The sequence below is a fragment of the Mesorhizobium opportunistum WSM2075 genome, from assembly GCF_000176035.2.
Lineage (GTDB): Bacteria > Pseudomonadota > Alphaproteobacteria > Rhizobiales > Rhizobiaceae > Mesorhizobium > Mesorhizobium opportunistum.
This window is the reverse complement of record NC_015675.1, coordinates 6,398,412-6,422,549: the sequence shown is the minus strand read 5'-3', so window position 1 is coordinate 6,422,549 and position 24,138 is coordinate 6,398,412. Positions and strand designations below refer to the sequence as shown.

Annotated in this window: 15 protein-coding genes and 2 pseudogenes; 7 read left to right on the top strand and 10 right to left on the bottom strand. The window is 59.7% G+C overall.

Going from position 1 to position 24,138, the window contains the following annotated elements; all coding sequences use genetic code 11:
* Positions 1–887 precede the first annotated feature (887 nt).
* The 3 genes and pseudogenes from MESOP_RS30860 to MESOP_RS30855 all read right to left on the bottom strand — a co-directional run.
* Positions 888–3,209 (bottom strand): S9 family peptidase, encoded by a 2,322-nt coding sequence (locus MESOP_RS30860; RefSeq protein ID WP_013533398.1) that lies wholly within the window; start codon positions 3,207–3,209, stop codon positions 888–890.
* Positions 3,210–3,349: 140 nt separating this feature from the next.
* The gene (locus MESOP_RS34315) at positions 3,350–3,976 is read right to left on the bottom strand and encodes a hypothetical protein (RefSeq protein WP_174299070.1); all 627 of its coding nucleotides are present in this window, start codon (positions 3,974–3,976) and stop codon (positions 3,350–3,352) included.
* A 180-nt stretch (positions 3,977–4,156) separates the two neighbouring features.
* Positions 4,157–4,336 (bottom strand): annotated as a pseudogene (locus MESOP_RS30855) (hypothetical protein); the annotation flags it as partial.
* Positions 4,337–5,450: 1,114 nt separating this feature from the next.
* On the opposite strand from MESOP_RS30855, the gene MESOP_RS36860 reads away from it, so the two are divergent.
* Together MESOP_RS36860 and MESOP_RS36855 are read left to right on the top strand one after the other, a co-directional pair.
* Positions 5,451–5,978 carry a transcriptional regulator domain-containing protein gene (locus MESOP_RS36860; RefSeq protein ID WP_366216864.1) on the top strand — a complete coding sequence of 176 codons (528 nt, stop codon included), beginning with the start codon at positions 5,451–5,453 and terminating at the stop codon, positions 5,976–5,978.
* A 28-nt stretch (positions 5,979–6,006) separates the two neighbouring features.
* Positions 6,007–6,258, top strand: a complete 252-nt coding sequence (locus MESOP_RS36855; RefSeq protein ID WP_366216862.1) for a DUF2285 domain-containing protein — start codon at positions 6,007–6,009, stop codon at positions 6,256–6,258.
* 1,004 nt (positions 6,259–7,262) lie between these two features.
* Here MESOP_RS36855 and MESOP_RS30850 read toward each other — a convergent pair.
* The 4 genes from MESOP_RS30850 to MESOP_RS35375 all read right to left on the bottom strand — a co-directional run bounded on the left by MESOP_RS30850 (position 7,263) and on the right by MESOP_RS35375 (position 11,433).
* Positions 7,263–8,027 carry an HAD-IIA family hydrolase gene (locus MESOP_RS30850; RefSeq protein WP_013533395.1) on the bottom strand — a complete coding sequence of 255 codons (765 nt, stop codon included), beginning with the start codon at positions 8,025–8,027 and terminating at the stop codon, positions 7,263–7,265.
* A 503-nt stretch (positions 8,028–8,530) separates the two neighbouring features.
* The gene (locus MESOP_RS30845; RefSeq protein ID WP_013533394.1) at positions 8,531–10,006 is read right to left on the bottom strand and encodes an NAD-dependent succinate-semialdehyde dehydrogenase; all 1,476 of its coding nucleotides are present in this window, start codon (positions 10,004–10,006) and stop codon (positions 8,531–8,533) included.
* Positions 10,007–10,845: 839 nt separating this feature from the next.
* Positions 10,846–11,064, bottom strand: a complete 219-nt coding sequence (locus MESOP_RS30840) for a hypothetical protein (RefSeq protein ID WP_041163542.1) — start codon at positions 11,062–11,064, stop codon at positions 10,846–10,848.
* 108 nt (positions 11,065–11,172) lie between these two features.
* Positions 11,173–11,433 (bottom strand): hypothetical protein, encoded by a 261-nt coding sequence (locus MESOP_RS35375; RefSeq protein ID WP_150111241.1) that lies wholly within the window; start codon positions 11,431–11,433, stop codon positions 11,173–11,175.
* A 1,274-nt stretch (positions 11,434–12,707) separates the two neighbouring features.
* On the opposite strand from MESOP_RS35375, the gene MESOP_RS35990 reads away from it, so the two are divergent.
* Together MESOP_RS35990 and MESOP_RS30825 are read left to right on the top strand one after the other, a co-directional pair.
* The gene (locus MESOP_RS35990) at positions 12,708–13,067 is read left to right on the top strand and encodes a hypothetical protein (RefSeq protein WP_172832173.1); all 360 of its coding nucleotides are present in this window, start codon (positions 12,708–12,710) and stop codon (positions 13,065–13,067) included.
* Positions 13,068–13,916: 849 nt separating this feature from the next.
* Positions 13,917–14,621, top strand: coding sequence for a DsbA family protein (locus tag MESOP_RS30825; protein ID WP_013533392.1), 705 nt, complete (start codon positions 13,917–13,919; stop codon positions 14,619–14,621).
* A 1,521-nt stretch (positions 14,622–16,142) separates the two neighbouring features.
* Here the strand turns inward: MESOP_RS30825 and MESOP_RS35905 are convergent.
* Positions 16,143–16,493, bottom strand: coding sequence for a hypothetical protein (locus tag MESOP_RS35905; protein WP_164919826.1), 351 nt, complete (start codon positions 16,491–16,493; stop codon positions 16,143–16,145).
* A 488-nt stretch (positions 16,494–16,981) separates the two neighbouring features.
* On the opposite strand from MESOP_RS35905, the gene MESOP_RS30810 reads away from it, so the two are divergent.
* The 3 genes and pseudogenes from MESOP_RS30810 to MESOP_RS36850 form a co-directional block, all read left to right on the top strand.
* A complete protein-coding gene (locus MESOP_RS30810) occupies positions 16,982–17,320 on the top strand; it encodes a helix-turn-helix transcriptional regulator (RefSeq protein ID WP_224687294.1) in 339 nt (112 codons plus the stop codon).
* The gene (locus MESOP_RS30805) at positions 17,310–18,626 is read left to right on the top strand and encodes a type II toxin-antitoxin system HipA family toxin (RefSeq protein ID WP_013533388.1); all 1,317 of its coding nucleotides are present in this window, start codon (positions 17,310–17,312) and stop codon (positions 18,624–18,626) included. Before MESOP_RS30810 ends, MESOP_RS30805 begins: the two co-directional genes overlap by 11 nt.
* 195 nt (positions 18,627–18,821) lie before the next feature.
* Positions 18,822–18,970 (top strand): annotated as a pseudogene (locus tag MESOP_RS36850) (IS110 family transposase); the annotation flags it as partial.
* A gap of 1,405 nt (positions 18,971–20,375) precedes the next feature.
* On the opposite strand, the gene MESOP_RS36700 reads toward MESOP_RS36850, so the two are convergent.
* On the bottom strand, positions 20,376–21,491 hold the full coding sequence (locus MESOP_RS36700) for an ATP-binding response regulator (protein WP_013533386.1): 1,116 nt from the start codon (positions 21,489–21,491) through the stop codon (positions 20,376–20,378).
* Between the two features lie 1,515 nt (positions 21,492–23,006).
* Complete coding sequence (fni, locus tag MESOP_RS30790) at positions 23,007–24,056, bottom strand: type 2 isopentenyl-diphosphate Delta-isomerase (protein ID WP_013533385.1); 1,050 nt, start codon at positions 24,054–24,056, stop codon at positions 23,007–23,009.
* Between the last annotated feature and the right edge of the window lie 82 nt (positions 24,057–24,138).

Below are 24,138 nucleotides of genomic sequence, written 5' to 3'. Positions count from 1 at the left end.
GTGCGCTCAGCGCCGGTGCCTTGCCAGCTGGCATGATGTTTCGACATCCGTGGGGGCGGGCAGGGGAGCACAATCATGCCAGCACTTCTCGTGACTGGCGCGGACGAGGCTGAGTGGCGCGGATGAGGCTGAGTGGCGCGATGAAAGATCATACGATTACTCCGCTGGTCTGACGCCGTGAATGGGCTTAGGAGTTTTTAGTACGCGACCAGCAGTCCACCGTGATGTGACCGCTGCAACCCAGTAGGCCACCCACCTGGTCTCACCAACCCTTTCTCAACGTAGTCGCGTCGGCCGGCGACCTGTCGCGCTGGCCTGTCTTATTTCGCCGAGTCCTTTGGGCGAAATTCGGTCGTATTCTGGTCTCCGCTCTGGTGCCTCCATGCGCTGCCGGTCATTGCAGATGTCAAGATCCTTGGTGACAGCGCCGTTCGAGCTCTCGCATTGCCTGCGGTGCGACGGTCCTGCTGCCGCCCGACAAGGGCCGGCATGTTCTTCTTCACAAAGGGGAGCATGCTCCCAGCTCGGCGTCTCTGGCGCCGATATGCTGCAAGCCTGTCAACCTCCGTACCGAAGCGATCTGGCCCGAGAGGCTTTTGAAGCACTGCAGCTCGCGAAGGCATTCAGCGTCGACCCCTGTGAGCTCATTAAAACGCCGCGCGGGCATCGCATAAAAAAATCAGCTGTGGCGGATGTGGGAACTTCGGACGGCTCTTACGATGCATGCGCCTCCGGGCGGGCCTCGTGAGAAGGGACCCGCCTTTCTTCGGCATTTGGTCTCGGTCACCGGTGCAGCGCCAGCCACAAAGATCCCGTGGACAGTCAAAAGGGGCATTAAAGATGACGTCGCGGGACGTTAGTCGGATGGCGCGGCATCCCTAGCTGAGTCATTCTTCTAGATCAAACAAGTCGTTCCAGTTGGGCGGGGTCTGACCTAGAATGTTCCGAACGAAGAAGTCCAGGAGTTTGTGCTCGGTGTAGATGCCTAGCGTATAGTGATCGGCACCAGGCACATAGACCATTTCGAAATCTTTTCCTGCCTTGACGAGCCGATCGGCAAGCTGGAACGAGGAAAACGGATCGACATTATCATCCATTTCGCCGACCGCGATCATCAGCCTGCCCTCTAGCCTGTAAGCATTGTCAACGGCGGAGGATTGGGAATATTCAATCCCGACCGGCCATCCCATCCACAGTTCGTTCCAGCAGATCTTGTCTATCCGGTTGTCGTAGCAGCCGTTTTCAGCAACTGCGACCTTGTAGAAATCGGCATGAAAGAGCAGTGCGCTGACCGCGCTCTGGCCACCGGCGGACGCGCCAAAAATTCCGACGTTGGATGTGTCATACCACGGATATCGTGCGGCCGCGGCCTTGTGCCACAGAATGCGATCGGGAAATCCTGCGTCCTTCAGATTTTTCCAGGCAACATCATGGAAGGCGCGCGAGCGGTTGTTGGTACCCATGCCATCGATCTGAGCAACGACGAAGCCAAGCTGCGTGAGCGGCTCCGTCCACCCCGAGAAGGATTTCGGGACGAAGGAGCCGTGGGGCCCGGCATAGATATTCTCCACCACCGGGTACTTCTTGCTCGGGTCGAAGTCGGCTGGCAGGTGGATCACGCCCCAGACATCGGTCTTGCCGTCGCGCCCCTTGGAATGGAAACTGAGCGGCGGCTGCCAACCGGCGGCGACGAGCTCGGAAACGTCGGCGGTCTCGATCTCCTTGAGCTTGGCATTGTCGCTGGCGCGGTAAAGTGCCATGCGCGGAGGCAGATCGATGCGTGACCAGAGATCGACATAATAGCGCCCGTCGGGCGAGAACTCGATATGGTGGTTGGCTGGATCGGGCGTCAGTGCAGTCAGCCCCTTGCCATCGAAGCCGATGCTGTAAGCATGAACGAAATAGGGGTCCTCCTCCGAGTTCATCCCGCTCGCTTCGAACCAGATCTGTCGCTTGATCGGATCAATATAATCGACCCTCCGGACGACCCACTCACCTCGGGTGATCTGGTTTTCGAGCGCGCCTGTCCGGCCGTTGAAAAGATACAGATGCTCGTACCCGTCGCGCTCGGATGCCCAGATGATCTCCTTCCCGTCATCGACATCGTAACGGAAGATTTTTCCGGTACCCTCCTGGCTCGCTCCCAGCGGCGGATAATCAACGAATGTCTCACTGGTCTCCTCGATCAGGGAGCGAGCGCGGCCCGTGGCGGCGTCTACCTCGACCAGGCGATAGAGCTGATGCCCGCGCTGGTTATATTCGAAAGTGAAGCCGCGACCGTCCGCCCACCACTGGGGAGGGGAAAGTTCGAAGACGTTCGAGAATAGGGCATTGTCAATCACGATCTGGCGCCCGTCGGCAATGTCAAACAAGACCGGCTGCGGCAGCGGAAGGACATCGCCCGGCTTGCGATAGGGCCTTGTTGAATATTCGCGCCCCAACTGGTCCGTCGAGGAATTGAGGTAGGGGACCTCCCGCTTGTAGCCGGGGCGAACACGGTAAGCAGCGAGGTGGCGCGAGTCCGGCGACCAGCTTAGCGTCGAAACGACGTAGCAATTGTCTTCGGCTCCGTCTCGGCTCAGAGGGACATCCCGCAATCCGTCCTCGCTGCGCAGGAAAACATTACAGTGTTTGATGTAGACGATCCATTTTCCGTCGGGCGACAACCTGCTACTGTCGGGGTTGTTCTGCACCGGCACGTAGTTGTGGCCGAGCGGCCAAAGCTCCCGGTTGTCCGAATCGAATGTGGTGTTGGTACACTCATAGCTTGCAAGATCGCAGCTCCACCGGATGTCTTCAATCTGGAAGCCGAGCCTGCGACCATCGTCGCTCAGTTCGAAATGGTCGAACGGAAGATGGTCGGCGTGGTACAGGTTATGGCTCGCCCTGTTTAATGCCGCCGCCAGACGAGACTGATCGAAGGCTGGCCGCTGCATGCCCGTGGCAACATCGACCAGCATGAACTGGCGCTCGCCATGGCTAGTCCGGCGGTAGACGAACGCGTCGGCTCCATTCGGCCAGAAAGGCACCTCCGGGACATTGACGGTGAGCCCGCCATATGAATCGTTGATGGTAAGTGCGCGCTCGAAATCGGCCGGCGCTAGCTGCGGATGTCCACCATTTGAACCTACAGCCAGCGCCTCAGCGGTTGCCCATTCCGACGCACCCTGAATTGATGGCGCGACCGTCAAAGCGCGGGTTCTGTGCATTTCCATTTACTCTTCGGTTTTCGGAATTCGTATTTTGGATGTGGCTGTCACCGCCAGTCTACGGCAGCGCCAAGTCTGAGGACGTGTGTGCGGATGAAGCAGAAATGCGCCTATGCACCCGTGACGAGACTACGCCTCGGCTACTGGCCTCTTCCTTTTCTGCATCTGGTGGTCTGGGCATAGCCTAGACAAAGGAAAAACCTCTCCACTTTCGCTGCACGAACATCATTGACACCGAGGTGCGGCGCAAAAGGTGTGCCAATGAAAGAAACACTTAAAACCAAAGCAATCGGTCCAACCGGCTTTGTCGCATCTCCAACATTGTCGTGCAGCGGACAGTGCCAATCTGTGCGCGCCGGATTGTGAAAGTGGACCGCCGTCGTCAGCGATAACACCGACCCGAGTGAGGCGAGACGAGCGATTGCCAAGCATGGATTTTCCTGAGCGATCTGTAGCGCTTGCTGCCTGGCCGCATCCAGCCCCAGTTGGCCCCGACCTGTTCTCAAGAATTCCGAGCGAAACAGGCCTCCGGATGTTGATCTCATGCTTTGAGCGGCGTCTCCCCGGCTTAGCTTCCTCAGCCGGCCTTTTTCTGGCGCTGGGTTCGACGTCGCAGACGCGTCGAACGGCCAGGGGAGGTCCCTGACGCGACCGGCGGCAAGCGCCGCCCACTTGAACAGGCAGGCGATATGCGGAGAGCCGTTCGAATAGGCGGTCTTGTTGTCCTTGAAAATGCGCCGGAGAGCGGTCTCTGGTGATGCAGCCAAAAAACCGGATCCAGCTCTCGAGCGCGGCAACCGGGCAGGCGGGCTGCGCCGAGGCGGATCTCGACCTCGCCCGCCGGTTCAGAACTTTTAAAGCGAAGAGACAATAGAGCTTGCCACGGCTATTCCGCCGCCTCGTCATCGGCACATAGTTGAAAATAGGCCCAAGCCAGCGTTCGAAGTCGACGATTGGGCGTGACAGGCACAGCCGGCGAAAGCCTCGCGGCGAAAATGCTCCTCGTCGAAACGCAGGCCCTGGATCTGCGTGCCCATGGCGCCATCGAGGACCAGAATGCGCTCGCGCTCGGTCGTGGCGAGCGCCGCAAGCACTTCAGGGTCTTTGCTGACTGGCCTTCTGTCCACTCAAGTGCCCGTTCGCCGTCTACGTCTTCAAGCCAAAGATGGGGGTTATCGTCGGGTGCGTTCAGGGTTGGGCGGAAATCGAACTCGGTCATGTCCCGATAACCGGACGAGTGAAAGCGCAAGCGCAACGGTTTCGGTCCGCTCGGGAATGCTCAGTGCTGGCCGGGGCGTCCGCATTTTCGACAAGCTTGATCATCAGAAGGTTCTTCTCAGTTGGCTGGCCAGAGTGCTCTTGCGCACAGGACCGCATTTGCCGTGCCAACTGTGAGATCGTTCAAAAACAATGCGATGAGTCTAGTAGGGCTGTGTCGCATGTTCGACATCGTCGAGAATCCCACAACGAGCGCGGATCAAGCTCCAACGGTGAGTTCCGCGGCACAGTCAGAACTCAAGCTGTGAACCTCACACACCTTGGCTGGACCGCAACATCTTCGCCAGAACGCTTAAATGCTTGCGGATCCAATTGGCCGACGACACCCCCAGTCGATGGCCACTTGAGCGACCGAAGCGTCTAGACACCGGAGCGGCAAAAGTCGGATAGGGCTCCGTTTGGCCGATCTGATGGTTGGTCAAGCCCCTGCCATAACGCTTATCCCGGCCGCCGCGCTCCACGTGCACGCCGCTCGCAAAAGCTCGGCGTGAGCACCACCTCAAAGCCATTGCCCCTCGCCGGTGTCCTTTTGCGGTCCGCTGAACCCCCCGGCTTACCTGTATAGCTATACAGGCTGCCGTAGCCTGAAACTTGGTCTCCAATGGCGGGGAACTTCCCCCAGGAGACCTCCATGGCTACGCTTATATCGCTGGCGCTACGACGACCTGCGCACAATCAACGAGAAACCCACCGCTGCGCCACGCGGGCTTCAAGGAACGTCAGGAATGCGGCGCAGGAACCGGCCACTGGCGGCGAGCCAACTCACTTGGCCCGCTCGGGCCGTGCTGGCTGCGCTGGTTCGGTCATGTCGCCGCTATTTGCCGGCGTGTTCGGCCCTGAACGGTGCCGGCCGCAACAGCTTCGACGAAACGCATTCGTCGAGGTCTGGTGGCCCCTGCGCCGGTGCTTTGCCACCCGGCATGATGTTTCGACGTGTCTGGGGGCGGGCAGGGGAGCAAACTGATGCCTGCAGTTCTCGTGAATGGCGCCGATGAGGCTGATTGGCGCGACGAAAGATCTTATGATTACACCTCAGCTCTGACGCCGCGCGAATGGGCCTGGGAGTTCTTACGCCGGAATCCAGCATTCCAGCCTGATGTGACCACTGCAAGCCAGCAGGCCAATACTTTGTCGTACCGACCTTTTCTCAATGTGGTCACGGTGGCCGGCGAACTGTCACGCTGGGGTGTTCTGTTTCGCCGAGTCTCATGGGCGCAATTCGGTCGTATTCTGGTCTCCGCTATGGTGCGCTCATGTGCTGCCGGTCATTGCAGAACAGCTGTCCGCGTGGTCGGGCACAGCGCCGTTCGAGCTCTCGGCATTGCCGTGCCGTTCGACGGTCCTGCTAGCCCCCGACAAGGGCCAGCATGTTCTTCTTCGGGATACCGAGCATACGCTCCAACTCGCCGTCTCTGGCGCGGATATCTTGCACCCCGTTTGCCTCCGTACCGAGGCCATCTGGCCCGAGACCCTTTCGAAGCACCGTCTTAGGGCGATCGAGTCCCTCAATCGTCTAAATGTGGGCCAACAGCTTCCTGCCCGCTTATTCCCGCCAGAAAAACGGGGTCCCCGTTTGACCTTCGTTCTTCGGGCGCTCGACGGCTCGCTTGCTGGGGCGTCACATCGCGAGCTCGCCGAAGCGCTGATTGGTCAACAGCGCGTCCATGCCGACTGGAGGGATCCTCGCGATCATCTGCGCGATCGCATTCGCCGCGCTGTCTCTCGTGGCCGCGCCCTCATGCATGGAGGGTACAGGGATTTCCTTCTTTGAGAAGGGACGGTCCGCCCTGTACATCAGCCGGCGAACAGTTCGGAGCTAGAACCGGTCACCCCAGTTCGCCCGGTCGACTTGGCGGGGCAAGGCCTTAGGTGCGCTCTGGTCGAGGCGTCAGCCGATGCCGAGAGGCACGTTTGAAAACGTTCCATAGGTGACAATGTCGAATGCGCAACAGAGAAAAAAGCTGCCGCGACCGGTATTTTAGAACGCTTTTTGCCTTGGCACGATACATGCTCGCTCAGCAAAACGAGCGGACTGGGTGGTTCCCCCCCGCCACGAAGGTCGCGGACTTACGCCACCTCCCAGGGCGTACCCGGCCCGGCAGCGAGCTCTGTCTCCTGCCGGGCATGCCGCTCAGACGTAGTCGCGTTTAGAGCTTAAAGTTTGAGGCCCATTTCGCGTCCGGCTATGCGGGCTGGTGGCTGTAGGTAGTCGAGGCGGCGGAACTTGCCAATGCGTCTGCCACGGATAGAAAACGAAGCGCAAGGCCCCGAAATCGTCGAGCGCGTCGTTGTTGCTTCATGTTCACGGCAGCGACTATTTCGGCCATCGTTAACTCGAGGATCGCTTTTCAAGTAGTGCGGAAGTCTCACTACGCAGCGTAGTCTTAGCACCTCATAGGCTCTCCCATCGTCGTCGGTACATGCGATGGAGCGGCGAGCGCGGCAGGCGGAGCCTGGAGAGACAGATTCCGCACATCGCAAGGCCGCTCGGCAAGCGCGATGCTCTAAGCCCATTTTTGCGGCAGGCGCATTGCCAACTCCCGTTCAAAGTTGTTCGAATCGCTTTGATGAGGGCTCGCTATACGCAGCGGCCGAGCCGGCCCTTCCCAGCAACGGCAGACCGCCGGCATGGCTACGTGGGTGTAGTTCGACTAACTTGTCATGCTTATCACTTCTTTTGCGGCCAGCTTTCCACCAGATTGCGCTGGGTTGACGGCCCGGAACGTAGAAGGAGCACGTTCAGGCTTGGTGTCGGGGTGCCTTCGGCTTGTTGGTTCAGATGATCTGGCCCAGATCCGCAAGGCAATCGACCACGTAATCCGGTCTGAATGGAAACCGCTCTATGTCAGCCAGTTTGGTCACCCCAGTAAGCACAAGGGCTGTTTTCAGGCCCGATTCCAGCCCTGCGAGCACGTCGGTATCCATGCGGTCCCCGACCATGATGGTATCGACAGCTCGCACTCCCAGCCGGTCGAGCGCATTGCGCATCATGAACGGGTTCGGCTTCCCGACGAAATAGGGCTGACGGCCGGTGGCCTTCTCGATTAGTGCTGCGACTGCCCCGCACGCCGGATGGAAGCCTCGTTCGGTCGGGCCAGTCGCATCCGGTTTGGTGGCGAGAAAACGCGCTCCCTTCGCCACAAGCTCGGCACCAGTTGCGATCTGCTCATAGTGGTACGAAATTGTATCCCCGAGGACCACGAACTCGGGCGAAAACTCCGTTATCCGGCAGCCTGCCTGCCGCAGAGCCTCAACCAGACCGTGGTCGCCGATGACATAGGCAGATGATCCGGGCTTTTGCAGTTCCATGAACCGCGCAGTGGCGAGCGCCGATGTGTAGATGTGCTCTGGCTGCACGGCGAAGCCAACCGCTCTTAGACGCTCGGCATGATCTTCGGGTGTGAAGCGCGAGTTGTTGGTGAAGATCTGAAACGGCTCACCCGTGGCGATTAGCCCGGCCACATAGCCGACCGAGCCAGCAATCGGTTGGCCGCCGCGGACCAGGACTCCGTCCATGTCGAGCAGATGCGCTGTAATCATTGGATATCAACCCTCGATGTCTTTCGTGCATGCACGGCCTGAGCACGGCTTGTGTCACTGAATCTTCTCCAGGCGAGAATGCCGGCGACTGTACCGATTGAGAGCGATGCGCGAAGGGCGCCCAGTTGGCCGTGCGGCAATAAGGAGGTTGCGGCGTAAACGTGTCGGGCGCACCGCTCGCCGTGCCGACGCCCTGCGCCGTCGGCTGCCGACATTCGCTGCGTCAACGCAGCTGATGGACAACGCGTCTCTAGTTCCCAGCGAACCACTAGCCTGGCGAGACGTGCCGCGCTTGGATCAGGATGAGCAACCTGCCGTCCGCTTGTGGCACCTTGCCTCGTCGCTGTAGAGGCGGTTCACGTAGCGCGGCGTCTAGATCTCACTTAAGGCGCGCAGGCCAGGGGCGCGGTGAACGACCCGAAACCAGCCGGAAGAAGGTTCGCCAAAGCGTTCGATCATCCCTTTGGTTCATTCTGCGCCTGAGGCGGCCCATCCCATAGAGATCAGATGCCGCCCATGCAGAGGTATTTCATTTCGAGGTAATCTTCGAGCCCGTGGCGGGAACCCTCTCGCCCAATGCCGGACTGCTTGATGCCGCCAAAGGGCGCCGCTTCCGAAGACATACGCCCCGTGTTGATGCCAACCATGCCGTATTCCAACGCCTCGGCAACGCGCCAGACACGCTTCAGATTGGAGGCATAGAAATAGGCGGCGAGGCCGTAGATCGTGTCGTTGGCCTCACGCACTACCTGATCCGCATCGTGGAAGCGAATGATCGGAGCCAGCGGCCCGAAAGTCTCCTCTTGCGCAACCGCCATGCTGCTGGAAATTTCAGTGAGGACTGTCGGTTTGAAGAAGGTCCCATCCTTGCCAATACGTTCGCCCCCGCATCGAATTGTCCCACCCTTGGCAACGGCATCTGCGATGTGGGACTCGATCTTGGCCAAAGCATGCAAGTCGATGAGCGGTCCGACGTCCACTGCCGGAGCGAAGCCGTCGCCGACCGACAAGGACCGGGCTTTCTCCACGAACTTTTCGACGAACTCATCGTGAACGCTCGATTGGACGTAAAGCCGGTTCGCTGAAACGCAAGTCTGGCCGGCGTTGCGGAACTTCGCCTGGATCGCGCCGTCAACCGCAGCGTCGATGTCAGCGTCGTCGAAGACGATGAAAGGCGCGTTGCCGCCGAGCTCGAGACTGACCTTCTTGATCTGGTCCGAACACTGGCGCATGAGCAGCCGGCCAACCTCGGTCGAGCCTGTGAAGCTGATCTTTCGAACCTTGGGGTTAGAGCAAAGCTCGCGTCCGACGTCATCACCTTCAGATGCATAAACTAGGTTGACGACGCCTTCGGGAAAGCCGGCCTGGTGCGCGAGGGCGAACATTGCACCTGCCACAAGCGGCGTCTGTTCAGCAGGCTTAAGCACGATCGCGCAGCCCGCCGCCAGCGCCGGCGAGATCTTTCGCGCCACCATCGACGCCGGGAAATTCCAAGGCGTAATCGTGCCGACCACACCGATGGGCTGCTTGATCACCAGCATGCGACGGTCTGTCGACGGCGCGGGGATCGTCTCGCCATAAGTGCGATTGGCCTCTTCGGCGTACCATTGCAGATACGCGGCGGCGTGCGAAACCTCGGACCTGGCTTCGGCAATGGGCTTGCCCATCTCTGCAGTGAGTATCGCGGCAAGATCGTCGGTGTGGTCAATGATCAGCTGATGCCATCGCCACAAAGCGTCACTGCGTTCTCGGGCGGTCAGCCCCGCCCATTCTGGCTGCGCCAGGTAAGCCTTGTCGATCGCAGCGCGCGTTTCTTCCACACCCATGTCGGGAAGCACCGCCAGCACTTCGCCGCTCGATGGATTGATGACTTCGAATGTGCGCTCGCTAACCGGTGTGCCAAGCGCCGGCAAGCGATCGATGGCGCCAAACAGGTCCGGGGATTTCAGGTGGCGGATCATCGGTAGGCATAGGGGCATACCGGGTTCCTCTTAAACGCGGCGGATGAGTTGTCGAGCGGCGTCGATGTCTATTCCGCACCTGCGGGTTCCTTATAGGGCCTCCGCCAGACGGCTAGTAGACCATCCCCGAATTTGAAAGGGCGAATTGCTCAAGGCTTTTAGTTTGGTTGGTGGTCTCATTAGGAGACAAACCGAACAGTCGATATGGGCTTGCCCAAGCGCAGGTATTTCGTGGCGGTTTTCCGCTCTGCGTCTACGCCGCAGGGGCCCACAGTGAAGGTCACATCTTGGAAGCCGAAGCCATCAGCAGTCTCGGCATCCCTCAGTGGCCGGACGGATAACCTGCGCTACTTGGCGCAACCGGCTCCCTCGGCGGTCTGGCAGAGGTTCGGACGGAGCCGGAGTCCATCACATGCAACTCGCTCGTATTGGCGTTGGCGAGCTCACCTTGTCACCTTTCGACGTGCGAGACGGCAAGCGGGCGCCGGACATATCCGATGACGTGCCGTCCATCCGCCGGCGCAGCATCCTCCAGCCGCTATTGGTCCGAAAAACGGCAGTCCAGACCCTTTCGACATCGTCGCGCCACTACGCCGCAAAGACAAATCGCCGATGAGCGCAAGCCGGGAAGACCTGCGCGCCATCATGAACCGGCGACGATGTGGCCGCTCTCTCACCCTCGCTAATCGAGAACATCGGGTGAAGTCGCGCAACGGGTTCGCCCAGTTGTCCAAGGCAGGCGCCGCCGTGGCGCAATCGGCAATACCTACCGCCGCGAGATCGGGGCCGAGAGAGCGCGCTATTTGACGCTAGCGACCAAGGACGGGTAGAAGGAATGGCTGTCGCTGTTCAACAACCTACGCGCCGCGCCGCGGGCCGAATGGAGGCATGGCTGATCGGGACAGTTGATGCCACCGAAGTTCGCGCTGTTTGCGATCTATCCCCGCCAGATCCTCCTCGATCTCTTTGGCGAGGAGAGCTATTTCACCGCCGACGTCGATACGGCGATTGCCAGGCGCCAGGCAGGCTATCTCGACGCCGGACGGTCCGATGTTGTTGTTATGGACGCCAATCACTGTTCCATTCCTGGGAGTACAAGACGATGCCGCAGACGAAGGCGGCACAGCCCGCCTACAATTGGGTTCATACCATCTGCCAAGTCATTTGCGGTTTCTCGGCTTCTTTCAATGGAAAGGCGCACCAAGAGCGGGGCATACCTCAATACAAGCGTCGGCAGCCTTCAACATACGTTCACTTGGGTTAAATCCTGGCAGCATTTGCCCCAGGATCATAGCGTTGAGGAACAGCGAACCGCCCAGACGCGGATGAGACGTGTGCCCTATCGCCAAGCTGTAGTTTGAAGGCCTACCACCATAGCGGAATGCAATATTCCGCGCATTTGAGAGGCCAGATACACCGCGTTTCTTTTTACCTTCAGCACTCATTGTTTTCTCTTCTGCTTATGCTCATCGAGAGATGGGTAACCAAAAGACAAGAAAAATTATGCAGTAAATTACGCCAACGTAACCAACCGCGTATGCTTCCGTGCTCGTTCTCTTCATCCTTTCCGGCAGAGAGAACGCAATTATCCTTTGAGTTCCTTCCCGCTGAAACCTTCCGAAGCTTTGACTTCGCTGTCCGGCAACAAGGGGAAACACCTCGCTCGATGTTGCCACCTCCAATTTGCAAAGGCCGTGCCAACACCTCGGCGCCCAATAAGCGCCGTTTGCTTCGACGGTGCTCAGATATAGTTTGTAGTGAACCTGACATTTTGCCTGCCGCAGAGTCGCGCTCGTTGACGCTCATTCCGGAGAGCTGGGTCCGGGCTGCGATCGACCGGCTCTGTCATTGGTGACCGCCAGAACCGAAGCGGTGGTCGCGAAGGTCAGCGCCGTCGCAAAATGTGGCCTTGTGCACCCAGCCAGACCGAAGGTCCACGTTACCGGGCGATGGGCAAAGTTCGAGGCGAAGTGAGTTGCCCCACATTTCGCCGATGCTGCGTCCTCGACGCCCTTGCGGGACAAAATGGATGCGTGGGCAGCGCAGGGCCAGCTGAGCCATCAGTATTTTGCGAGGCCTGACGCGAGCGTCATCTTGAGTGAATCAATGTGAGCGCATTCTTTGGTGGGTGATCATCGGATGACTTTCTCTTTAGTCTGTGAGGCGTTTGCGGGATCGCACATGCCGTGCCAAACAAGAAACTCGTCTCGGCAACGTGAGTAATCGGACTCTGCTATGTTGCCGATCCGACATTGTCCGACATCGAACGCCAGTTAAGGGAAGCGCTTGCCGCTTAAGGTATCGTCGGCGCCACCGGGGCATGGCGGCGCTCGCCGGCAGCATGAGTAATATTCACGACAGAAGGATCGCCGACCGCGTGGCTAGCGCTGGGCCTGCAACACCGCGCTTCGGACAGGACCTTGGCCAATCGACCGCGTCGCCACCATCCTAAGTTCGCGTACAGCCGCGAGGTTTTTGGCCTCGGTCGGATAATCTCGCCGACAGGGTCAAGATCCAGAAGAGTTGCCGCACGCCGTCGCGATGGGAGCAGCATACATGCCGGCCTAGACTATAGACTAGAGGTGCCGCTGAGCGGTTTGAGGGAGTGGCATACCTTGCGCGTCTGGTGCAGAAATTGCTCGCGTCACGCCGAAGTAAGGTCGGCCACGCTAATGCGCCGGCATGGCAAAGGCGCGCTAATCGGCACGGTCGAGGGCAGTTGACTGCCCGGGAATTGGGCCGGGTCATCGCCAGCGACAATGCCAGCGAGTTCATCTTGAATGCCATGCTCTCCCGAGCGGGTCAGAACCGGTCGAATGTCATTACATTGCGCACGGCCCGTCGCCATCGCCATGTGGCGCGCCGAGCTGCAACACCGCGCGGCGGTACAGGCGTGAGAGCTGGAAGCGTGCTGCGAGCCGCCGATATCGACCGCCGGGCGGTCCAACTCGCCGGCGGCATGATTGATACCGCCAATCAGATGCTCAAGGAAATGCCCGATCGCCGAATTTCCCGGGCGGGCTCGTCGGCGCTGCCGATCTTGTACCGCACCATATGGGTGATAGTTGGCGCGCGGTGATCGGGGACTAGGACCACGCCTTTGTCGAGCAGAAAATTCGTCGCCTTGATGTCATCGCTGGCCGCCACAACCGGAGCGCCAGACCGAAGGTTCATCGACCGCCTAGCTTGTAGTTACCGGGCGATGTGCAAAGTTCGAGGCGAAGGAGTTGCCCCTCATTTTGCCGATGCTGCGTCCTCGACGCCCTTGCGGGACAAAATGGATGCGTGGGCAGCGCAGGGCCAGCTGAGCCATCAGTATTTTGCGAGGCCTGACGCGAGCGTCATCTTGAGTGAATCAATGTGAGGGCATTCTTTGGTGGGTGATCACCGGATGACTTCTCTTTAGTCTGTGAGGCGTTTGCGGGATCGCGCACATGCCGTGCCAAGCAAGAAACTCGTCTCGGCAACGTGAGTAATCGGATTCTGCTATGCTGCCGATCCGACATTGTCCGACATCGAACGCCAGTTTACGGGAAGCGCTTGCCGCTTAAGGTGATATCGTCGGCGTCACCGGGGCATGGCGGCGCTCGCCGGCAGCATGAGTAAAATTCACGACAGAAGGATCGCCGACCGCGTGGCCAGCGCTGGGCTCGCGAAACCGCGCTTCGGACAGGACCTTGGCCCAATCGACCGCGTGGCCACCATCGTAAGTTCGCGTACAGCCGCGGCCAAGATCCTTGCCGTCTTCGACGAGCGTAGTGGCATCAGGGGGGCCGGGCGACAGTTCGAGGGCGGAGTCTTTCTGAACGTGACGCTACGCTCAACGCCGCGTGACGCAAATGCCCTGAGGTTGTCAGGCTGCTGTCAGGTCCGGGTGTCACAAGCCGGCTGTTACTGCCCTGCCATTCACCGTTAATTGGAACTCCCCATGATTAATCTAAAAGCCGGCCGGATCGCCCTTTCAGCCCTACTGCTGCTGCTTTCCGTGCTGGCGAAATATGGTCCAACTGTCACACACTACGTGCTCCAGCACGAATACAATAGCCAGCTCCGCAAGGATAGGGAGAAGGTCATTTCAGACCGGCACGACGCACTCTTCAACGACCCCGCTGCGCCAACTGCAGGCAACCCGAATGGCGACCACCATATCGCCGTATTTTTGGACTGCAACGACCCGCAGCGCCGCGCGGTAGACCGTACGATCCAGCAAGCCCTCAAGCGTGATCCCGAGCTGAAGGTTTACTACATACCTTATTCGAGCACGAGACCGGGTTCCAAATTTGCCGCACGGGCGGTGCTCGCCGCCAGCAAACAGGGAAAATTTGAGGCGTTCCATCACGGCCTAATGGCTACTGGCCTCCGGCTCAGCGGATCCGACATTTTGGATATCGCACGAGACGAGGGTCTCGACGTTGAGCGGCTCAAGCGGGACATGAAGGACCCCGGAATCGTAAACACCGTCAAGCACCATTCCGCGCTCGCAAAGAAGCTGTCCATCCACGGCGGGCCGGCGGTCGTTGTCGGCAAACGAGTGGTTTCAGGTGCGGCTAACATTCACTATTTGGACCGCTACCTCGCCAACGAGCGGAAAAAGGATAGGCGTCCTACCGGATCACCAACTTCGGCATTTTGACAGGGCTGGCCGCCGGTGCAACCTCTCTGGCCACGAGTGCCGCCTCTCGCGCCGGGCCAAATCTCAATATGGCCCGGCAACGCGGTAGTGGGCGGCCCGCGCGGCGCTATGCAACGCACCGGGCAAAGGGCAATGACTAAGCCGTCCTGAACATCGCATCGGAGTTCAACGTCTTTGCACCAATGCCCAGGAATGGTCGCCGCGACAAACAACGTCTTCGAACGGTCGCTGAGAGCCGCCGTCGTTCAACGAGAGATCACCAACGGCTATCCCGAGGAGGCGGCCCCATGAATCGCTGCTATGATTGGCTCAAGGAAGCGCCGAGCTCTGCCGAACGGGATTGGTCGGATCAGTCAATCCACTCCGACACCCACCTTGACCGCTACATCAATTTGGACGGCGCAGGCGGCCGAGGTTTCGTGATCAGCGTGCCACGGTTCTCAACCTTCATGGCGGCGTCAATTACACGAACATGAAGCGGAGCGACTAACGGGATCGTACATATATGCCTAAGGGGATCGTACATATATAGTGGGAACGGCTTCGGCTTCCGCGAGAAACGCGGCAAGTTCCCGGACGGCGAAGCCAGCATCGATTACGAACAGCGCTATTTCGGCGTGTTCCTTGGCGCGGAAGCAACCACGACGCTCAGCACTTGACGCCCTCGGGTCTGCTCCGCGGCGGCCTGACCATCGACGCAAGCGATGTTGACCATCAATGGGGGGCGATTGGCCCGGGCTGCGATTTGACGACGACTTCTCCACGGTGCCGTTCATCTCGGCCAGCCAAGATCGACTATCAGATAACCGGCCGCGCCAGCGTCTTCCTGGCCGGCAATCTGGACAATATTTTCCCAAGAAAGGCTAGAACCCGGACTACAGCATCGCGACCGGCGGAGAGCTAAGCATCAAGGGTAGCAACAGCGCTGGCATGGACTCCTATGCCTTCACCCTGTCGGCCGGCTTCAAGCTGACGTTTTGAGCTGAGCACGTAAAACGATGCGTGGAATAAGGACCCACGTTGCATCTGCGCCCAAACGATTTCAATCGCAGCTACCCAAGCGGCGCCGACGTCGGCCAGGATCTCAGGATTATCCGGGCGGTCCGCCAGGCATGATCCGGCCGGCGTGAAGGTGTTGTCGCCGGTCGATTTTAAGGTTCCGGGGGCCATCTGGCACCGGTGCGCGAAGCCGGTTCGAAGCGGGCAAACGCGTAGCTCAGCTCATGCCCCGCTTAACCAAAGGCGGTGGCGTCGTAGCAGACCGCCGTCCTTCGGACCTAAGTCCAAAAGAGCAGCCAAGGCGATCTCGCAGACCGGGCGGCTTTGCGCCGTTCGCATCAAGAGCTGTCCGCCCGGCCAATTCTGTCCCTAACATAAACCTGATGGTCAGCCGGAAACGGTATACCAGCTGTCGAATCGGCCATTGTTTGGAGCCGCACACACAGCGCCGTAACAAACCTTCTCACCCTTGAAGTAGGCCAGGAACTGCAGCAAATGCTGTTCATCTTCGTCGCGGATAAGCTACGGACCGCCCTGCGACTTCAGTGTCAGGTCGATCAACTCGATCGCCCGAGTCTTTGTTGCCGCTCTCGTGATAGTACAGAGCTGCCAACGGGTAAGGCACGAGCTTGCATTGGTCGCTATCGGGGGATTCAATGCCAGGATGTGGTCGGACAGCTGTTTTCCCATCGCCAAGCGCTCAGAAGACGGAAAGTGCGAATGGTCAAGGCCGCAACCATCCAATTCTCGGAGTTTCTGTTGATCCCAGCGAACGAATTGCCGCATGACGGGCAAGCCGGCCTGCATGTCCTCTTCATTTTGTGAAGCCAACAGATTCACACGAGACCGGCGGAAACCGAGATTGTGTGGCATCAAGGCGATGCCTTCTTCGACCGCCGAGAGAAATTCTGCGCATGTCGCAGATCGAGGTGAGCCTCGATCAATTGCTCGACGTTCGCAAGCGGCTGATCACCGGCTCAACCAGGCATTGACCGACGATCAGCGAAAATTCCTGCTCTCCTTCGAAGCCCGCCCCGCAATGGGATCTGCTCGGCATTGAAGGGGCGGACAAGCTGCCCGCCGTTCGCTGGAAGCTGCGCACTCTGGAACGCATGCCAGATGAACGGCAGCCTGGGGTGTATGAGAACTTGGAGCGGGTGCTCGGCGAGAAAAGGCAAATAAGTGAGACCGCCCAAGTAATCGGGGTTCATTGGCTCCTGCTGCGAACTCTTGCTGCTTATAAAGGGCGACTCAGGGGTTTGGATCATATAGGAGACGGATGCTTGCCTCGCTCTGCGAAGATGACCTATATAAAGGCCGAAAGCCTGAGATATGGCTCATGCATGGATCACGGTGGCCTAATGACGGCAACGCAAAAACGGACTTATTCGCGCTACGCGATCGAGGCGCTTGGCCTTTTCGGTAAGACCATCCGGCTGGGCCGGATGCAGCACCGGTTAACCGGACAGGAGTTAGCCGAGAGAATCGGTGTTTCACGCAGCACCTTGCAGCGCATCGAGAAGGGCGATCCCAAAGTCGAAATCGGACTGATGTTCGAGGCTGCTGCCATTGTCGGTGTGAAGCTGTTCGATGCGGATGGCAAGGCCATCACAGCCCTCACAGGCCGCATGGACGATCGCATCGCGCTGCTGCCGAAGCACGTCTACAAGGCCGGCAAGCAGGTCGTCGATGAGTTCTAAGGTCCCCAAGTACGACGAAGCCTATGTCTGGGTCTGGCTGCCGGGCGAGACCGCGCCGGTTGTCGCCGGGCGGCTATATACCCATGACGGACTCGTCAGCTTCAACTATGGCAGGAGCTTTCGTGAACTCGGCAGGGCGGTCGCGCTTTATCTCCCGGAACTGCCCCTGAAGACAGGCGAATTGCCTTTGCTTCCTGGCCTAACCATGCCGGGATGCATCCGCGATGCTGCCCCCGATGCCTGGGGACGACGGGTTATCCTCAATCGCAAATTCGGTGTGAAAGGCGATGAAATCGCGCAGCTCGATATTTCAGAACTGACGTTCCTGCTGGAATCAGGCTCGGACCGCATCGGCGCGCTCGATTTTCAGTTTTCGCCCACAAATTACGAGCCGCGCGCACCGGCCAATGCCACTCTCGAAGAGCTTGTCCAATCGGCGGAGCGGGTAGAGACAGGTATTCCGCTCACCCCCGAATTAGATCAGGCGCTGCATCACGGCAGCTCGATCGGCGGGGCAAGACCCAAGGCGCTGATCGAGGACCACACCGTCAAGCATGTCGCGAAATTTTCCTCGTCTGCCGACCTTTACAGCGTCGTCAAAGGAGAATTCATAGCCATGCGGCTTGCCGCCTTGTGCGGCATCAGAGCGGCATCCGTCTCGCTCGTCCGCGCCGCAGGCAAGGACGTGTTGCTCGTCGAGCGATTCGACCGGATCAGGGTCACGGGCGGCTGGCAACGCAAATCCATGGTCTCAGCGCTGACGATGCTCGCGCTCGATGAGATGATGGCGCGTTACGCTAGCTACCAGGATCTGGCGGAGATCATTCGCCACCGATTCACTGCGCCGTCGGAAACTCTCCGCGAGTTGTTCAGCCGCATTGTATTCAATATACTTTGCGGCAACACCGACGATCATGCCCGCAACCATGCGGCGTTCTGGGACGGGGCTAAGCTCACCCTCACGCCTGCCTATGATATTTGTCCGCAGGCCCGCAGCGGCCAGGAGGCCAGCCAGGCCATGCTCATCAGCGGCAATAACCGCATGAGCCGGATCGCGTCATGCCTTGAGGCCGCGCATCACTTCCTGCTCAGCGCGCCGGAAGCTCTTGCGATTGTTGAAGGCCAGCTCCGATGCATTGCGGAGAATTGGCCGAGTGTCAGCGAGGAAGCTGCGCTATCGCGCACAGATCGCAATCTGTTCTGGGGCCGACAGTTCCTCAATCCCTACGCTTTTACGGCGCTGGAAGGGAGCGCCGACGCTCTCCGCGCTCTGGCTGACGAACTACGCAACAGTGTTCACGCCTGATCCGGCGCTGGATTTCGGACACGCTCGGCAAGCGCACGACGCCCACAATTTGGACAATCCTTGCCGTGCCAGCGCGAAGACAGGAACAGACGGCTGTTCAACCTTCAAGACTGCCGCCCGTAATCTGGGCGGGCGCTTGGCCGAGCGGCAAAGCTGTGCGCCGGCCGCAGCTGGCTGTCGTTGACGACTCGGCGGCAGAACGCCATCCGCCACTCGTCGGACGCGGCGCTTTTCGAGCAGGCGCTGCGCCAGGCCGTGCTTTACTCTGTCGGCCGAGCTGATGGGACGCAATGCTGACGGGGCGCGCCGCGCTTTGGCGACAGTACTGCCGGCTGCACGATCTAGCCAACCGGACCGAAGGTTCAGCGATGGCTTAGCTTGTGGTGATCGGGCGATGGGCAAAGTTCGAGGCAAAGTGAGTTTATCTCCTAGTTGAGGGTGCTGCGTGCTCGTCCCACTTAGTAGTGGGAGAGAGTGGGACGGTGGGCAGCCCGAGCCAGATGAGCCATCATCATGTTGCGGGGCCTGACTCGAGCGTCATCTTTGAGTGAATCAAGGTGAGGGGCATTCTTTGGTGGATGATGGTCGGATGACTTCTCGTTAGTTTGTGAGGCGTTTGCGGACCGGGCACATACCGTGCCAACGAGAAACTCGTCTCGGCAATGTGATTATCCGCAGTCTGCTATGTTGCCTATCCGACATTGTCGGACGTCGGACATCGCCGAATGGGAAGCGCGTGCCGCTTAACATGATATCTTCCCCGTCATGCCGGATGGACGCCGGCAGCATGAGGGAAATGCGTCGAAAAAGCGCAGAAACGCCCCCCTTTTTGTGAGCTTCGCCTTCCAGCTGATATGCTGCTGCGGGTCAAATCAGGACCCGCAGCAACCGCTATAGATCTACTTGGTCGCAGGGGCTCAGATCGTCTTCCGAGCGCCAACATTCACAAGGGAGGCGGCATAGCCACAACCGCCGTCGTCGTCGTCGTCGTCGGGGCCTGCGGGAGCCGGACCGGTCGCCATCAGGGCTAGCGCGCCAGCAAGTATGGTGCGCAGCAAGGCAGAGGGAAATTTCGTCGGCGGCTTCGGAAGGCCCTGGACGGCGACATCTTTGGGTGAGGGGGACATCATCGTATATCTTTCTCCTGTATGGTAACGTGCTGGATTCCGGTGTCGTCTGCCATTTGGCCATCGGCACGCCGGACGGAATGATATGGTTTCCTAGTTCATAAGATCTCCTGACTGGAAGGCCCAACAATAACCCTTCTGGCAGAGCTAGCTGAGCCTGAAAGCTACCAGCTATTTTCGCGACGACGATTCTGAGTGGCCTCAGTTCTGTCGAGCAGGGTAGGTAATCCAATCGATCTTGAAGATCGGCCCTGACCTTATATTGATCATGAAAACGACAAGACAAAAGCGTTGTCGAACTGGAGACGAACATTGGGGGGAAGCGGACGGATCAACGTCCCATGTGAATGAAAAAGACCGCTCAGAACAACGCTACAGCGCGGGCTCTCACGACGGGAAATCGGAAGGGTGCGTGCAGGCGGAAGCGCCTTGGGCTTGGGCGGGGGCCGTGGCATGCTTGTCTCACGCCAGTGGATTGGGATGTGGTGTGCCCCGCCAAAGCTGACTTCCTCTGGCGAGCCGGCCCACCGCGGGGTTGGTTACCGCCCCTGTTTGACATTCCCGTTGCCCAGCAGCGTACAATGCTTCCTACGCCCAACCTGGTCGCTGCAGCAAACCAGGGTCATCGAGGGATTCGAATAATCGCCTCAAAACCATCCTCGCGACCTGTGGCAGGCGAGGCAAGTTCAAGGCTGCCACCGACCTTCTTGATTACATAATTAGCGACGGGTAGACCCTGGCCTGGGACAGTTGCCCGAGTCGCAAGACGCACAAAACGCTCTGTTATCTCGTCAAGGTCTGGGAGGGGCACCACCGGTCCTGCGTTTACAATGGCGATGGTTCCATCAGCTCGGACGGAAACTGTCGTCGGGATATCGGGCAGTCCATGTGTGAGTGCGTTGTCGATGAGGTATCGAAGCACGACGGGAATTCTAACGGCGTGGTCTGCTTTGCACTCCCAGGCGGGACAGCCGTCGACGTCAAGGATTAGCCGTCCGGCAAACCACGGCTTTTTCAAGAAGTCATCAACGACTGACCGAACCTTTTGGACAAGATCGACGGGGTCTCCGAGGCCGTTCCGCGATTCTTCCACGAAACTGTACCCCAAGCCACGCAGTGTCGCTATTCGGTCCCTACCGATCTTCTTGCGGAGCCGGCTAACATAAACCTCCACGGTATTGCTCTCACTTTCCGAACCTAAGGAAAGGAGTTCTTCCTCGATCTTCCTCTTCAAAACTACCGCTCCGGGTCGGGATAGAACGCAGTCGAGAATCGCCCATTCGCGTGCAGTCAGGTTGACCGGCTGCCCGTCGAGGGCGACGCGCCGCTCAGCCGCGTTTATGGACAGCGCCCCGACAGAATATGGCTTCGGGAAGTTCCCGTGACTACGCGCCACGGCATGAATGCGCGCGGAAAGTTCGCGGGGATCGAACGGCTTGACCAAGTAGTCGGCGGCACCAGCATTGAGCCCCTCGATGCGGTCCTCGACCGTATGGCGAGCTGTCACGATGATGACGGGTGTCGAATCACGCCCCTTCCTCATCTCCCGCAAGTAGTCCAGGCCGTTACCGTCTGGCAGGTTAATATCGAGCAGAACAAGCCCGTAGGGAATCCCACTTGCGTGATACCGCGCTTCGGACAGGTCCTTGGCCCATTCAACCGCGTGGCCATCAGCTATCATATGTTCTCGTACAGCGCTGCCAAAGTCCTCGCTGTCTTCAATGAGCAAAATTCGCATGCCGAGCTCCATAATTGGGCAGGGTTCGTGCCCTATTGACGGAACCTGACAATAGGCTGAACGCCGTAGCGCAAATGTTCCGGCGGCTTTCAGGCTGCCGTCAGGTGCGCGTGTCAGAAGGGCGGTGATTATAACAACCGATTAGAGGCAAGTTATGAACGTCATCTTGATCACGGCACTTTCTCTTTATGCGACCACCGTCGGCGCTGCACCGGCCGCCGGGAACTTAGAGGTTGGGATCGCCGAATGGCAACCGCGCCAAGCCGTACTGACCAAGCCTGAAGCGGAGCAAAGGCACCTCCGTTTGATTAGACCGAAGACGGCGGGTCAGATGGCGTCGAGTCGATGGGCAAAACGTCAAAACGCACTTCGACCGCGTAGCTTCGCGCGTGTGGGTGGTGCCGGCGCAGGAGGCTAAGGATAAAGCGATGCGTCACCTACAATGTCTGGAAGCCCTGTCTTAGGATTGTTCCACTGTAGCCTCGAGATTGGCCAAGTGGTGTTATTCTTCGTGGATGAAATATGATCAGCATGAGCGTTCTGCCAATGCCCGCTGCGGCCCTCATCATCCAATCCCGCCTTATTCATGCGCCCGCGATGCCAACGATGCACTGTCATATCCTGAATGCGTGATCTTCAAGTCCTGAGTGCATGACCAAGCGTAAATCGGGCTACCTAGCCACAATCCGTCGGGAGCATCGAAGCTGATCTTGCTAACCTAGACAGCACTCGTGGCCATCACCGGCTGGCGGCATCCAAAGGGGGCGAGGGGGCCCGTGTCTGCTTGCCAATCTCGCCGGCTCAGATCGCGCTTTTTTATCGGCGGCGGGCTCGGAAGCGTCAGTACAACCGAGAACTTCGTTCGAGCCATCACCATTCAATGTCTGAATGCGCCGCCCACGCGTGCGTCGCTTGACAGGAAATCGTCGTCAGAATGCGGCCAAAGCAAACGTCCAAAATTCGCAATTCAATTGGAAGGAGCGTTGTTCCGGCCTGCCTTCTCTTGGGTCCCATCGCGTTGGCCTTAGGACTGCTGCTGCTGCTAACTGCCTAGAAAGGGGCAATGAATGCTCGCCCGCTGCTTCAGGATTTTCGTCGCCGAGAGTTCGCGTTCGCAATCATGCTTCCGCGTCGCTCGCCACTTCTCAGCGGAAAAAGCTCTTGCCGGAGCCAATCTCCGTTCGGGCCGATCGCAGTTTGCGCCGCCACCGCGCTGAATGAACCGACAGGGCAGGGCGGCGAAGATTACCCGGCCCGTTCCTGCGACGCGGCTGCTTCCGCCGTGTCTTAAGTTGGATGTGCACGTATTCGCGCTTCATTGACCATCAGCGGATTGGGCGCAGTGGATGATCGGCTGGAACGAAATCCTCCAACCGCTTCATCGTGAACAGCTACTCCATCACACATCGCTCCGGGCGCATCGAACCGCCTCGCCAAGGTGGATCAGTGGTCTACTTTGGCGTAGGTATTTCAGCAGCCTTCTGGGCGCCCCGCCGCTACGTGCGGACGCCCGCATCAACCGGCGGGCAGATGCGCCGAGGGCAACAAGCGCGCCTGACGTAATGCCGCCAGATCGGCCGAGCCGGTGCAGAAGCAGGCGACGGCCAACTGGCGGATGACGATCTCGAAATGCGCGACAACTGCCTCGGTGGACACCGTCGCCGCGCGCAGCACGCCGGCCGCCTGCCCAGCGATGTCCGCGCCCAGGCGAATGGCCTTGGCCACGTCGACGCCGTCGCGGATTCCGCCCGACGCGATCAGCTTCACCGTTGGCAGCGCCCGACGTACCGCCTGCACGCCGGCCGGGGTCGGAATCCCCCAATCGGCGAAGGCCAGCGCCACTGCACGGTCGGCGGCATCGCGGGCGCGCTCGCCCTCCACCGCGGCCCAACAGGTGCCGCCGGCGCCTGCGACATCGATCACCGCCACGCCCGCCTCGACGAGCACACAGGCCACAGAGGTGGACAGGCCCGACCCCACTTCCTTGGCCACGATCGGCACGCCCACGCAGCGCGCGGCGCGAGCGATCTGCGCCATGACGCCGCGCCAGTCGCTGTCGCCGTCCGGCTGTACCGCTTCCTGCAGCGGATTGAGATGGACGATGAGTCCATCGGCCTCCAGCGCATCAACTGCCCGCCGCGCCAGGTCCAGGCCGTCGGCCTCGCGCAGTTGCGCGGCGCCGATATTGGCCAGCAAGGGAATGTCTGGGGCCAGGCGGCGCAGCGCGCGCGTTAGCCCCTGGGAGCTGCGGGATTGCAGGCTCACGCGCTGCGAACCGACGCACATGGCGATCCCCAAGGATTGCGCTGCCTCGCTCAAATGCCGGTTGATGGCCTCGGCGCGTGGCATGCCGCCGGTCATGGAGCTGATCAGCAGCGGCGCGCGCATGGTCTTGCCCAGCAGCGAGGCGCGCAGGTCGATCTGCGTCAGGTCCAACTCGGGCAATGCGCAGTGTTCGAAACGGATGGACTCCCAGCCGGCGGCGACCCTGGCCGGCGCCGTTCGCCGATCCAGCACGATGTCCAGATGATCGTCCTTGCGCCGGCTCAGGGCGGTGTCGGTCATGCTCGCTCCATCCGTCGCATCGTGCGACGGCATTGCGTCGGATCGGACCGACGGCAGCGCGCGCACGCGCCGCGTCCCGCGC

Excerpts from the sequence above, each read along its gene's own strand:
- MESOP_RS30850 (WP_013533395.1), bottom strand. The coding sequence starts at position 8,027 with ATGATTACAGCGCATCTGCTCGACATGGACGGAGTCCTGGTCCGCGGC.
- MESOP_RS30860 (WP_013533398.1), bottom strand. The coding sequence starts at position 3,209 with ATGCACAGAACCCGCGCTTTGACGGTCGCGCCATCAATTCAGGGTGCG.
- fni (WP_013533385.1), bottom strand. The coding sequence starts at position 24,056 with ATGACCGACACCGCCCTGAGCCGGCGCAAGGACGATCATCTGGACATC.
- MESOP_RS36860 (WP_366216864.1), top strand. The coding sequence starts at position 5,451 with ATGCCTGCAGTTCTCGTGAATGGCGCCGATGAGGCTGATTGGCGCGAC.
- MESOP_RS35905 (WP_164919826.1), bottom strand. The coding sequence starts at position 16,493 with ATGCCACACAATCTCGGTTTCCGCCGGTCTCGTGTGAATCTGTTGGCT.
- MESOP_RS36700 (WP_013533386.1), bottom strand. The coding sequence starts at position 21,491 with ATGCGAATTTTGCTCATTGAAGACAGCGAGGACTTTGGCAGCGCTGTA.
- MESOP_RS35375 (WP_150111241.1), bottom strand. The coding sequence starts at position 11,433 with ATGAGTGCTGAAGGTAAAAAGAAACGCGGTGTATCTGGCCTCTCAAAT.
- MESOP_RS30805 (WP_013533388.1), top strand. The coding sequence starts at position 17,310 with ATGAGTTCTAAGGTCCCCAAGTACGACGAAGCCTATGTCTGGGTCTGG.
- MESOP_RS30810 (WP_224687294.1), top strand. The coding sequence starts at position 16,982 with ATGACGGCAACGCAAAAACGGACTTATTCGCGCTACGCGATCGAGGCG.
- MESOP_RS30845 (WP_013533394.1), bottom strand. The coding sequence starts at position 10,006 with ATGCCCCTATGCCTACCGATGATCCGCCACCTGAAATCCCCGGACCTG.
- MESOP_RS30825 (WP_013533392.1), top strand. The coding sequence starts at position 13,917 with ATGATTAATCTAAAAGCCGGCCGGATCGCCCTTTCAGCCCTACTGCTG.